15 protein-coding genes are annotated in these 12,586 nt (G+C 43.6%); 6 read left to right on the top strand and 9 right to left on the bottom strand.

Annotated elements, in window-relative coordinates:
* Window positions 1–124: 124 nt before the first annotated feature.
* The 4 genes from OCV11_RS21350 to OCV11_RS21365 all read right to left on the bottom strand — a co-directional run bounded on the left by OCV11_RS21350 (window position 125) and on the right by OCV11_RS21365 (window position 2,624).
* The gene (locus OCV11_RS21350; RefSeq protein WP_261896442.1) at window positions 125–553 is read right to left on the bottom strand and encodes a thioredoxin family protein; all 429 of its coding nucleotides are present in this window, start codon (window positions 551–553) and stop codon (window positions 125–127) included.
* A gap of 387 nt (window positions 554–940) precedes the next feature.
* Window positions 941–1,456, bottom strand: coding sequence for a peptide deformylase (gene def, locus OCV11_RS21355; protein ID WP_261896443.1), 516 nt, complete (start codon window positions 1,454–1,456; stop codon window positions 941–943).
* A 51-nt stretch (window positions 1,457–1,507) separates the two neighbouring features.
* Complete coding sequence (locus OCV11_RS21360) at window positions 1,508–1,972, bottom strand: GNAT family N-acetyltransferase (RefSeq protein WP_261896444.1); 465 nt, start codon at window positions 1,970–1,972, stop codon at window positions 1,508–1,510.
* A 109-nt stretch (window positions 1,973–2,081) separates the two neighbouring features.
* Window positions 2,082–2,624 (bottom strand): DinB family protein, encoded by a 543-nt coding sequence (locus OCV11_RS21365; RefSeq protein WP_261896446.1) that lies wholly within the window; start codon window positions 2,622–2,624, stop codon window positions 2,082–2,084.
* A gap of 735 nt (window positions 2,625–3,359) precedes the next feature.
* Here OCV11_RS21365 and OCV11_RS21370 point away from each other — a divergent pair.
* On the top strand, window positions 3,360–4,736 hold the full coding sequence (locus tag OCV11_RS21370) for an MFS transporter (RefSeq protein ID WP_261896447.1): 1,377 nt from the start codon (window positions 3,360–3,362) through the stop codon (window positions 4,734–4,736).
* Between the two features lie 18 nt (window positions 4,737–4,754).
* A complete protein-coding gene (locus tag OCV11_RS21375; protein WP_261896448.1) occupies window positions 4,755–6,083 on the top strand; it encodes a glucarate dehydratase family protein in 1,329 nt (442 codons plus the stop codon).
* A gap of 143 nt (window positions 6,084–6,226) precedes the next feature.
* On the opposite strand, the gene OCV11_RS21380 is transcribed toward OCV11_RS21375, so the two are convergent.
* Window positions 6,227–6,718: a nucleotidyltransferase family protein gene (locus OCV11_RS21380; protein WP_261897977.1), complete on the bottom strand. Its 492-nt coding sequence runs from the start codon at window positions 6,716–6,718 to the stop codon at window positions 6,227–6,229.
* A gap of 138 nt (window positions 6,719–6,856) precedes the next feature.
* Between OCV11_RS21380 and OCV11_RS21385 the strand changes: the two genes are divergently transcribed.
* The gene (locus OCV11_RS21385) at window positions 6,857–7,096 is read left to right on the top strand and encodes an RNA recognition motif domain-containing protein (RefSeq protein WP_261896449.1); all 240 of its coding nucleotides are present in this window, start codon (window positions 6,857–6,859) and stop codon (window positions 7,094–7,096) included.
* A gap of 68 nt (window positions 7,097–7,164) precedes the next feature.
* Here the strand turns inward: OCV11_RS21385 and OCV11_RS21390 are convergent, their stop codons facing one another.
* Together OCV11_RS21390 and OCV11_RS21395 are read right to left on the bottom strand one after the other, a co-directional pair.
* On the bottom strand, window positions 7,165–7,590 hold the full coding sequence (locus OCV11_RS21390) for a GNAT family N-acetyltransferase (RefSeq protein WP_261896450.1): 426 nt from the start codon (window positions 7,588–7,590) through the stop codon (window positions 7,165–7,167).
* Window positions 7,587–8,087 (bottom strand): GNAT family N-acetyltransferase, encoded by a 501-nt coding sequence (locus tag OCV11_RS21395; protein ID WP_261896452.1) that lies wholly within the window; start codon window positions 8,085–8,087, stop codon window positions 7,587–7,589. The genes OCV11_RS21390 and OCV11_RS21395 overlap by 4 nt, the downstream gene beginning before the upstream one ends.
* Before the next feature lie 210 nt (window positions 8,088–8,297).
* On the opposite strand from OCV11_RS21395, the gene OCV11_RS21400 reads away from it, so the two are divergent.
* Both OCV11_RS21400 and OCV11_RS21405 read left to right on the top strand, forming a co-directional pair.
* On the top strand, window positions 8,298–8,984 hold the full coding sequence (locus tag OCV11_RS21400; protein WP_261896454.1) for a DUF1007 family protein: 687 nt from the start codon (window positions 8,298–8,300) through the stop codon (window positions 8,982–8,984).
* Window positions 8,985–8,993: 9 nt separating this feature from the next.
* A complete protein-coding gene (locus tag OCV11_RS21405) occupies window positions 8,994–10,064 on the top strand; it encodes a nickel/cobalt transporter (RefSeq protein WP_261896455.1) in 1,071 nt (356 codons plus the stop codon).
* 99 nt (window positions 10,065–10,163) lie between these two features.
* Here the strand turns inward: OCV11_RS21405 and OCV11_RS21410 are convergent, their stop codons facing one another.
* Window positions 10,164–10,652, bottom strand: a complete 489-nt coding sequence (locus OCV11_RS21410; protein ID WP_261896456.1) for a porin family protein — start codon at window positions 10,650–10,652, stop codon at window positions 10,164–10,166.
* An 83-nt stretch (window positions 10,653–10,735) separates the two neighbouring features.
* Complete coding sequence (locus OCV11_RS21415; protein WP_261896457.1) at window positions 10,736–11,329, bottom strand: phosphatase PAP2 family protein; 594 nt, start codon at window positions 11,327–11,329, stop codon at window positions 10,736–10,738.
* A gap of 804 nt (window positions 11,330–12,133) precedes the next feature.
* On the opposite strand from OCV11_RS21415, the gene OCV11_RS21420 reads away from it, so the two are divergent.
* The gene (locus OCV11_RS21420; RefSeq protein WP_261896458.1) at window positions 12,134–12,577 is read left to right on the top strand and encodes a PTS sugar transporter subunit IIA; all 444 of its coding nucleotides are present in this window, start codon (window positions 12,134–12,136) and stop codon (window positions 12,575–12,577) included.
* The last annotated feature ends 9 nt before the right edge of the window (window positions 12,578–12,586 follow it).

The raw sequence follows: 12,586 nt of genomic DNA on the forward strand, positions 1-12,586 counted from the left end.
CGTCTTCCGCCGAATATCAATAAAAAAAGGATACCTTCCTATAATCTGGTCGGTATCCTTTGTTAAATTTTCTACTGCTTAAATGAAAATAGTAATTAGCTGCTAAGCAAAAAATCGGTCATGATTAAATTGTATATTTCTTTAACACATCTCGAAACTGTTGCTCCGTCAGCACCATAGGTTGTGACAACAACAATTCCCCATTGGAGGAAATAATCATGATGTGGGGATAAGCATTAAATTTGGGAAAGAGATTGAAGAAAGTATGATTATCATTTTCGTTACTAAAATTCGCTTTCATAAATACATAGTCATGCTCGATGACTTTATCTAATGCAGTCTCTTTTAGGTTCTTTTCAAATTTGACGCAATATGGACACCAGTTACCACCTGCCACGACAAAAATATTTTTATGATCCTTTTTGGCAATAGTAAGCGCGTTAAGGTAATCGGTATAGGCGTCTCTGCTCGGGTCATAGACCTTATCTTGTGTAGCAAAAGCCATAAATGATAATAACAATAGTGGTAACAACAATACTCTTTTTAGCAACACATTAATTCCCTCTATTTAACCTAGCCTGAGTCAGTTAATAAAGCGCCTAAGCTCGCAGTCAAAATGAACATTATTGGGCTTATTTTTTCTGTTTCTTCGAATTTTATTAAAGGCGTTTTGTCACTGGCGATTCTTTATTAGTACTAAATACATTATCAATCACTAAAATAGACCAATGTACTATTTATAACGACGACATATATTAATACATTGCATAGGTTTATAACAGAATACGGAGCCTATTCCTATGGAGATTTGATATAAGTTGTATTGAATTTGATTTAGATAAGCTCAATAACGGTGAAGTGATGAATAAATAGCCACTGTTAAAAGCAAAAAAAAGAGAAGCTCCGCTTCTCCTTCTTTGACTATTTCTTTGATACCAAATTATGCCGTGTGCTTTTTCACTTCACGTTGGTATTTTTTCACTTTCTTCATCGCCATGTTACGTTTTAGCGGTGATAAATAATCGATAAACAGATTGCCTTTAAGGTGATCAATTTCATGCTGCATCGCAATCGCTAAAAACTCATCGCTTTCAATAGTGATTGGGTTACCGTGGCGATCTTGCGCTTTAACCACAACAGAATGGAAACGTTCTACTTCTGCGTAGTAATCAGGAACGGACAAACAGCCCTCTTCACCCAGCTCTTTGTTTTCGCCGCTCACTACTTCAGGGTTCACCAGAATCAACGGTTCGTTACGTTCTTTAGAAAGGTCAATCACCACAATAGCCAACTGCTCTGCAATTTGCGGCGCAGCCAAACCGATACCATTACTCGTGTCGTAAAGGGTATCGAGCAGATCATCAATCACAGGCTGTACTGCATCAAAATCAGTAACAGGTTTAGCCACCAATTTTAATCTTGGATCAGGGATAGTAATGATTTCACGTACCGCCATAATAGTTCCTCACTCTTTCTTAATATTATGATTGTTCAATGCAACCGGCTGTTAACCGTGTTGAAATCGCTGACGGGTAACCCAACCCCAACGGGGACATTGGTACTCATCATCGATAAAATGCCCTGCAGTATACTCGTTTACCACGCTACGCCAAAATGCACTAGCATGGTGAGCACCTTGCACTTGCTTAATTTCCCAAGCGCCTCGCAGTTGCTCAAATAACGTCGACGCAAATTGGCGTCCAACTTGCTTGCCACGAAAATACGGAATGACATAAAAGTCACAAATTTCAAAGTATCCACCAGCGCCATGTTCGATTGCGGCATGCCCTGCAGGAACGCCATCAACATAACATAAATAGCCCACAATAGGACCACCTAACTCCGTATCCAACGGGAAAAGGCCGTTTTCATCCGGTTTTTTGCCCATTATGTGAGAGAATTCCGCTTCATAGGCTTGAGCCAAATTGCGGTAAACCATCTCAATTTGTGGGGTTACTTCTCTGATTTGCATACTTTTTTAATAGGTGTCTAGATGTTTTACACATGAGACACTCAATGTGGGGGCGAAGTGTGGCACATTCAATAGATAAGTAACACTTCTATTTTATTGGTAGCAACATTTAGCGGGTACTATCGAGCAGTTCAGGAACAACGTGAGGTAAATCCGTGGCGCCGACATCCAAACCAAATTGACTTAAAATGCATGCCAATTGACCACGATGGTGCGTTTGATGATGAAATAGATGAAGGAGAAAACCGTTGAGGTTGATCTCGACTGTTTGCTCATCACCGGCCTGATACTGAATGCGTGTATGAAGGAGATCATCAGTTAGGTGATGTGTCATGTTCACAATCAAGTGATCCACTTCTTCACGTCTTTCTATCATGGTGTTGAGGTCATCAATAAATCGATGTTCTCCCCAAGTAAATGAGAGAGTGTGAAAATCTTTATCGGCGACCATAAGATGATGCTCAGCTAAACAAGTTAACATCGCAATATCCGCTTGGAGCAGATGATTCCAATAATCCATTATGCTGACAAAATAGGAGCGAGTGTTACGTTGTAACTGAGCTGGGGACAAGTGACGGCAAGCAGAGAGCAACTGCACGTTCATGCGCTGGTTATAACGAGCCATCATTACAAAATTTGACGCCAAATCCATTTTGCCTCACCTAGTCAGGGATTCTCTTAATTAGAAAACGCCCTTGTAAAAACCACCACAGCTTAGTGGTTGAGCATGTCATCCAGATGACATCACACTGATTTGCAGCCAAGTATTCCAAGAATTACGCAAAGGTACTTAAAGCTATCCACTTAATAAAAGCGTACTCACCGAGACAACAAACTATTGTCCCAAACAATAAGTGGAATTTTCCCATAGTGCCGCCCTACTTTAACCCGGTCTGATTAAGCACAAGCACCAGTGTTACATATTCACCTGGTTGATTATCACCACATCCGTGCGATGGTCAACATCGAACTCAATACTAAATCTCTTTAGTAAACAACGAGTAATAGTTACTCATATTTTGTACAGAGAATCAACTGGCGCTCATCATATTCTACGCCCAAGGAGTGAAGCTAGTTCACATTACCAACTCTTTATTGACGGTTAAGCCACTTTTGTCGTTGTTGAATCAACGAGTTGTTCCCTTGCAACGTCGCTTTTTGCACGATTCGATAACTCTGCCCAATATCTAACCGTGATCCTGTTCAATTATTAACCTCTTTATGTGAGCTAAGGACCGCTATTTGTCATCTTCACAAATAAACCCGCCATCAAACCTAAGCATCTTTGGTCTCTAGTCCAATGCAATCGATTGTTAAGCCATCCACAATAAATACCATCTACATAAAATAATAAATCTCATAATATCAATAACATGAGGCATACCCTATGGAACAATTAAAAGATAGAACCGTCGCGGCGACCAAACAGTCAACGCACACACGCTACTGGATAGTAGCGATGCTATTTCTCATTACCTCGGTCAACTATGGTGACCGAGCCACCCTATCCATTGTGGGATCGCCCATGTCGCAAGCTTTAGGGCTTGACTCGATTGCTATGGGTTACATCTTCTCTGGATTCTCTTGGGCCTACGTTATCGGGCAAATTCCTGGCGGCTTGTTATTAGACCGTTTTGGTTCAAAGCGCGTTTATCTCGGCTCAATTATCACTTGGTCGCTATTTACCTTCGTGCAAGGGTTTATCGATATCTTCCCTGGTTCGTCCGTCGTCGCCGTGCTATTCCTCTTCCGCTTCTTAGTTGGATTGTGTGAATCACCTGCCTTCCCTGGTAACAGTCGTATTGTTGCAGCATGGTTTCCAGCCCAAGAAAGGGGCACAGCGTCAGCCATCTTTAACTCTGCGCAATACTTTGCAACCGTGATTTTTGCGCCAATTATGGGCTGGTTAACCCACGCTGTCGGCTGGACTCACGTGTTCTTCTTTATGGGGGGTGTCGGTTTTGTTGCAGCAGTGCTGTGGCAAAAAGTGATTTATCCTCCTAAACGTCACCCAACTTTATCCCAACAAGAGCTGGAATACATGGAAGCAGGCGGTGCGCTAACTAACCTCGATGCACCAGAAGAAACCAATACTAAAGGTCAAAAGTCAGCTAAAGCGCCAGCGATTTCCAAAAAAGCAGCGATCAAGGATCTGCTAGCTTCCCGAATGATGTTAGGGATTTACCTAGGTCAATATTGCATTAACGCCCTGACCTACTTCTTTATCACTTGGTTCCCTGTCTATTTAGTGCAAGCGCGTCACATGTCGATTCTGCAAGCCGGCTTTGTCGCAGCCATTCCTGCGATATGCGGCTTTCTTGGCGGTATCTCTGGCGGCATCATCTCCGACTTTTTATTGTCACGCGGCGTTTCTATAACTTGGTCACGTAAGATTCCAATCATCGGTGGGATGCTACTGTCAACTTCAATGGTGGCATGTAACTACATCGATACCGAATGGTTGGTGGTTGCCTTTATGGCCCTAGCCTTCTTTGGTAAGGGGGTCGGCGCGCTGGGTTGGGCGGTAATGTCTGATACCGCACCTAAAGAAGTGGCGGGCTTAAGTGGTGGTATTTTCAACACCGTCGGTAACCTCTCCGGTATCGTGACACCTATTGCCATCGGTTACATCATCGCAGCAACCGGTTCATTTAACGGTGCTTTGGTTTACGTCGGTATTCATGCACTGGTCGCTGTCTTTGCTTACCTAGTTATCGTTGGAAAAATCGAACGTCTTAACTTATCAAAACAATTAGATGCCTAGAACGGATAAGGAAAGTTCATGAGCTCTCAATACCCTACCATTACACGCGTTGAAGTGGTGCCTGTGGCTGGCTTTGACAGTATGTTGCTTAACATTGGGGGCGCGCACGGCGCCCTATTCACCCGTAACGTGGTGATCGTACACGACAGTGCGGGCCACCAAGGCCTTGGGGAAGCCCCTGGTGGTGAAGTCATTGAACAAACATTGCGTTCCATCGGAGAACGTTTGATTGGCGAACCGATTGTTCACCTCAATAAACTCATTCATCGCGCTCATTTTGCACAGCAAGACGATGATTTTGAGACCTTCGGTAAAGGCGCATGGACCTTTGAACTGCGCGTCAACGCCGTTGCGGCAATGGAAGCGGCGCTGCTTGATTTGATGGGCCAAATTCTTGAAGTGCCCGTTGCAGAACTGCTTGGCCAGGGCAAACAGAGAGATGCAGTCACAGTATTGGGTTATCTCTTCTTTGTTGGCGACAGCCACAAAACCGATATGCCATACCCTGCTGAACAAGGTGGACACCCTTGGTATTCCGTACGCCGCCGTGAAGCAATGACGCCAAGTGCTATCGTAGAACAAGCCGCTGCTGCCAAAGATCGCTATGGCTTTAAAGATTTCAAACTTAAAGGTGGTGTCCTGCCCGGTGAAGAGGAAGTGCTCTCGGTTGAAGCCCTTGCCAGTGCGTTTCCGGATGCCCGCATTACCATCGACCCGAACGGTGCTTGGTCTTTAAACGAAGCCATTCGTCTGTGTAAACCGCTGCGCAATGTGTTGGCCTATGCAGAAGACCCTTGTGGTGCAGAGCAAGGCTTTAGTGGCCGTGAAATCTTAGCCGCATTTCGCCGCGCAACAGGTTTGCCCGTTGCCACCAATATGATCGCCACCAACTGGCGCGAACTGCAAAGTGCTATCGTACTGGATGCGATTGATATACCTTTAGCCGACCCACATTTCTGGACGCTTTCCGGTGCAGTACGTGTTGCGTCTTTATGTAACGATTGGGGACTCACTTGGGGTTGTCACTCAAATAACCACTTTGATATTTCATTGGCGATGTTTACCCAAGTTGGCGCTGCTGTCCCAGGCAATCCAACCGCCATTGATACGCACTGGATTTGGCAAGAAGGGCAACACCTCACCAAAGATCCTTTGCAGATCAAAAATGGGCAAATCGCCGTTCCAGACCGCCCAGGGCTGGGTATTGAACTGGATCGCGAGCAGCTAAATAAAGCCCATTCGCTTTACAAAGAGCTGGCTACTGGTCGCCGTGATGATGCCCGCGCCATGCAATTTTTGATTCCGGGCTGGACATTCGATCGCAAACGTCCTGCGTTAGTTCGATAACATCGATTTCACTCAGAAAAGAGCGACTTGATTAACAGAGTTACGTGTTGATAACCGAAAGTTGATGAATAACAAACGGTCCACTTACTAAGTGGACCGTTTGTCTAAATAAGTCAGTTAAGAACCCTTTAACTATGTGGCACTTAGCTCTTTTGCAGTTTCAGCTTTGGCCACAGCGTTTGCCACTTTTTATCTTCGACACGTTGGATAAACGTCGACCAACTGCGCTTGGGATTATAAGTAATCTGCAGTGCAAACAGTGATTCCCAACCAAATGCAGTTAAAAATTCCAACTTATCGTTATGTAGACGCACCGCGACTGCCGTTTCGCACTCAGGCCAAAAGCTCATCGCATCTTGGCAATTCTCATAAGGCCGATCCCCATTACGCTCATGCATTAAAGCTTGGTTCTTCACTTGCCAATTCACGGTTGGCAGCTGTTGGCTTAAGCTTTTTTCGAACTTTTTTTGCTCAGATTCAGGCTCATTTTTAGCAAAATAGATCACATCCACATCATGCAGCGGTGTACTGTCTTGATAATCATGCAAACGATCCCACACCAAATTACGGACAAAGCCAGCGGCAACCCATGCATCCGGTATGGCTAACGACTGTAACGTTTTGAGGACTTCCATACGAACAGCATCTTGTTCAAGCCAAATATGTAGCGTTTCCAGCTCCGCTTGCAAGCCTATCTCCTTAAATCTTCTCTTGGTTTTGTATAACGACAATGCGATAATCGCGCGGTAATTTTTCAACCCATAGGGTTAAGTATGAAACTTCTCGTTCGCAATTTAGCGCGCACTACGACCGAACACGAACTTCGCGTTCTTTTCCAAGCTCACGGCACAGTCACTACCTGCAACCTCGTTCTTGACCAAGAAACTGGGGCATCTAAAGGATTTGGTTTTGTTGAAATGCCAGATGAAAAAGAAGCGAATAACGCCATCAATCAATTGAACCAAAGCAAAGTGGCGAACAGCAAAATTCGCGTCAAGCTTGCACAAAACTAATTGACCTTGCCAAGTGCGTATCAAGCCAGCGAATCGCTGGCTTTTTAATGCCCATGCAAAACTCGACGTTAAACCAAATCAAACACCATCTCTTCTACCACTTCCATTTTGTGTGATAGAACAAAGCCCAGTCTCATATACAACAACTTCGCAGGGTTTTCTGGGAAGACACGTAAACGCAGTTGCGCCATACCCAGTTGACTTGCATACTCTTTAGCCCAGTTGATTGCTTGAGTCCCCACACCGCCATTTTGATATTGCGCTTCAACCTGTAAATCGCGCAGATACAGTGTGTTATCCGAGCGAGAAAAACGAATCACACCGACATGGACATCATCCACAACGATGTCATAGTTTTCGAAATGCTCCCAAGAATCATCAAACATTTCATCATCCCAATTGATGCCGTGAGTTCGGTAATACTCCGCCATATTCGTTTGAGTAATCTGTCGAGCATAAGCTTTATCTTGCGCTTCGCAATATTGTGTTGTCATTGCATGACCTCCTGACACTCGCTGACATCCAATTTCATTCGATAGAGCAACCATGGTTCATCGCTAACGGAAGAGATAAATGGCTCTGATGCGTAACGGGAAAATCCCAGTGCTTGGTAACATGCCAGTGCACTGTGATTATGTGCAAACACCCCTAAACTCAATTCACGGGCGGCAAATTGCTGTTTCGCTACAGCAATCAATTGTGTCACCATGCTTTGCGCCATTCCTCGGCCACGGTAATCCGGTGCGATAAACACACGGCAGATTCGATAAGCGTTATTGCCAAGATGAAACAGTTCAATAAACCCGACATTCTCACCTTCATGGCGACATAGAAAAGCAAACACTTCTGGCTTTTGACAGTGTTCGGAAATCTGCTCTTGGGTTAACGGATAGGCGTAACAAGGACCGCCCCACAACAGATTCAATTCTGGTGAGTCAATCCAGTCGATCAACTGCTGTGCCTCATCGGGGCGAAAAGCCACTAATTCCATTGCGATTGCATCCTCCATGATGCGCGGCTAGCTAAATCTAGCCTATGTGATAAATCTACTTTCATTAGTATGACACCAGCTAGCCTATCATGCCTAACTAATGTTTAGAAAAGAATCAGTTACACTATAAAACCATGGTCACTGACGCAACTTTGACTTTCCCCATTAGGAAAATATGTTATAACGTAGCAAATTTCCTTTATTGACGACATGCCTGTGCTATTTTCCGCTCTTCCTCGCGCGATTGCTCGCATTACCATCCCATGCATCGCTGCATGTGGATTATTACCACTCTCTTTCAGTGCCAGTGCCCATCCTCACTCATGGATTGATATGACGACTGAGATCCAAGGTAATGGGCAAGCGATTACTGGGTTTCACATGATATGGCAATTTGATCTCATGACCACTGCCTATCTGTTTGACGGTGAGGATATGACCCCCAAGCACAAGCAAGACACACTCAATAAATTGGCGAAATCCATTCTCAACAATATGCTTACAACCCACTATTTCACCTATTTCTATCATGAAAAAACACCGATTAAGTACAAAACCGGTGAATCACCTGTACTAACGACGCACGGTGGTAAAGCCACTTTTGTATTCGATTTACCCTTGGCAAAACCCTACCCTTTGACCCAAGATCCGCTCAAACTGCTGATTTTCGACCCTACGTATTACGTTGATATGTCATGGAAAAATCGCAGTAACATCAAGTTAGCTCCCGAGCTAGCGAAGCAATGTCAATATGAGATTGTTGAACCACACCCAACGCCAAAACAAGTGGCTTACGCCAGTGAGTTACCGGCTGACGCTGACCCTGACGATACCCTAGGACAACTTTTCACCCAATCTTTAGTTCTAACTTGTCAACCAACGACTCAGCCTCAATAGGGAGCATTCATGGCCCACGACCATTCACACCATCATCACGAGGAAGTCGCCCTCTCAGCGCGCTATCTCACCCCTGCTCGCCTCGCCACTTTAACAACCGTAGCACTTGCCTTAGCAGTGATCATTCATCTGATTTACCAGTGGTGGCCACATCTTTTAATGGTGAGCATTCAATGGCAACGCAGCAGTGTTGAGCAGCTCAGTGATTTAATTTACTCGGCAACTGACAATCATTCTGCCATGTGGTCATTGGTGGAAATCAGTTTTCTTTACGGCATATTTCACTCGATTGGCCCCGGACACGGTAAGCTCATCGTCAGCTCTTACCTTGCAACCAACCCCGCCAAAATTAATGCCGCACTTTGGATTACGGTGATTTCTGCACTCGTCCAAGCGCTGGTCGCCATTGCGATTGTGTCGGTATTTTTATTTGTGATGCACTTAACCATGCATCATGTGAACCACTTTGTAGAACAGATCTTTAACGTCAGCTATCTGGGTGTGTTGGTGATTGGCGCGGTGATATTTTATCAAGGCGCACGCTATTTTTGGCAACGATGGGGACATAAAAACCCACATAGCGATCATTCTCATGAACATGAACATGAACATGAACAGCATCACGTTCATCACCATCATGGTCAAGAACATCATCATGTGCACATGGATGGAACATGCTCATGTGGTCATAAGCATGGAGCAACACCGCAAGAACTGAACCATGCATCTTCGTTAAAAGAGTATGTCGCAATCATCGTCAGCATTGGAATTCGCCCCTGCACTGGCGCCATTTTGGTGCTGTTTTTTGCTAACTTAGCGAATGTCTACTGGTTGGGCGTTGCCAGTGCGATTTTAATGGCGGTTGGCACCGCGTTTACTACCTCGACAATTGCACTTCTAACCGTCTCGGGGCGCAAAATCGTCCAGCATTATCTCACAGCGGGTTCCCACGGCTCTTTCCCTTGGGTATGGCCACTGGTTAGAGTGATCTGTGGCGTTGGACTCATCGCCGTCAGTTATCTTCTGGCTCATCAAACTGGGTTTGGTGTCTCCCCGATATTTAATGTCCATAAATTCTAATTAGCTAGATAGGGATAGACATTAAACAGAAATGAAAAAAGACTGGCCAAAACCAGTCTTTTTCAATTCGTTACATGCTGCACCACAAAGGCTAAACGATCAGAACATGTAAATGGTTGCGGTTAGGTTCACAGAGCGAACATCTTTGTCGCCAAATGAATAATTTGAATATTCAACACCTAATGCAATTGGCCCCAAGAAAGTGTAATCAGCACCTACCGACCACATTGGGTCCAAACCATCATCATCAGCGATAGTCGTGTCATCATCGCCTTCAAGTACCCATGAGTTCACACCCAATTTTGCGTAAAGCTGCAAAGGTCCAAAGTTAAGGTTCGGTTTAATTGCACCATACACAGATTCCCCCCAGACTTTACCGCCACCAAGGTCAAATTTACCGAAATCCGAGTATCCGCCTTCAAGACCTACCCATGGCATGATCCCTGTACCGACGAAGAAAGAGTGCGAGATAGAATTTTGTTCTTCGTATTCTGATGAACCTACTGACACACCGCCATAAATCCATGAATCGGCCAAAGCTGGGCTTGATGCCAATAAGGCTAAGGTAGTGACTAATAGTTTTTTCATAATGTCCCTTTGTATTTCTTTATTATTTCTCATTCCCTAGAGTGCTAGCCTCTAGTGGAAATAAACCACTGCCATTACCGGCATCAATATTTCATTGAGGCATATACGCCAATACTGTCACCATCAAAAGTAGGCGCAACCGCCACATTAGTCACGCTAAAGCCAGCCTCAGTGATGGCATATTGTATCGCTGTTGCTAATGCAGCTCCAGCAGCAACATCGTGCCAATAGTGGTATTTGTTCTCAACTCGAGAATAACCAACAACACCTGACAACATATAGGCAGGAACGCCATATTGCCAACCATAGCGAAATTGCAAGTACGCAGCGCCTTGAACGGCGGCAGAAGTATGACCAGAAGGGAAACTATAATCACGACCGTTAGGACGTTCTTCGTTTACAGAAACTTTTAACACGTGAGTTGAAAGAGAGGTCCAAAATGCCCCTTCAATCAATTGACCCAAGCCTTCGCCATCAAATTTAGCAGCAGAAATAAATGCCGCACCAGTAGGAATACCCCATTGCAAAAAATCCCCGGCCTGCTCTAACTTCTCACTTTTCGCATTAGCTGTATTTACCACGCACAGCGAAGAAAGTAGCACGCCGGCCACCAACGATTTAACGCCAATCTCCATATAAATTTCACCTAAATTGGGCTCGCAATTCGTACCAAACATCGATACCAACCTTGAACTAAATAGACAACACCTTTGCCTTTCTCAATTATTTTTGTAAGCACCATTATTTACATAATTATCAATTTAACTATAAAATAAGAGCGACGAGAAAGTAACAAGACTACTTTTTATAACGCTTTTCAAAAAAGCGACGCTAAGTATAGATATGTAGCACATGAGATTACAACTCATTGATTTAAATAATATATTTTACACTTGTATGGTAAAATAGAATTTATTTTAAAGTTCATAGGCTTACTACTCAAAACATGACGTTATTAACTTTTCAATCAATACAGAATATCGTACTCTATTATTATATTGATAAAATCAACAACAGTAAATTCATACGCAATATCATGGCATTAGACAATGAACTTACTCCAATAAGCGGTTAATAATTCTAATACCTTTTGAGCATAGTCGGCTTTATCGAAATTGCATAAATTTATAGAAAAAACTTGGCGAATTTATAGGTTATTTTATAAATTGCACTCGATTTGATGACATTGTTAGGAAGATCATTTACTGATCGAAAATGCTGGTTGGTTAAATATAACATCTAATATGGAAATATTTCGAAGCGAAAAATATATACTTATAGCGAGTTAAAATAGATTCATCACTCACTATCCGCCATCATCTTTAATTTCCCCCCTCATCGTCAACCCCTATATTCAAAAATTTGTTAGCGCTAACAAATTTGACTCACCAATAAATGTTAGCGCTAACTTATGAGAGTTTCATCACAGTTAAAACTCATCACTCCGCCAATATATAAACCACTTGATTAAGGAGAAAACGATGCTTAACCACTGGCTAAGTCCTAACAATATCCACATAGTTAGTCGCGTACACAACTGGGAAGAAGCCGTAAAAATCAGCTGTGAACCTCTTATAAAACAGAATGTTATCAATGATAGCTATGTAGATGCCATCATTGAAGGACACAAGGAGTTAGGACCTTATTATGTCTTAGCTCCAGGCTTAGCGATGCCCCATGCACGCCCAGAAAAAGGAGCAAATAAATGTGGTTTATCGTTACTGATCGTTAAAGAGGGTGTGCCATTTCAAGCTGATGAAAATGATCCAGTTCACGCCGTCATAACACTTGCAGCAAAAGATGACACGCATCATATCGAAATGATTCAAGCATTGGCTGAAATGTTCAGTAATGATCAAGATCGAGAAGCATTTGTGCATGCACAAAATAAGCAACAACTCGAAGAAATTTTGGCTCGTTATTAATTTAATCCA

This window comes from Vibrio porteresiae DSM 19223 (genome assembly GCF_024347055.1).
In the GTDB taxonomy this organism is placed as follows: Bacteria; Pseudomonadota; Gammaproteobacteria; order Enterobacterales; family Vibrionaceae; genus Vibrio; species Vibrio porteresiae.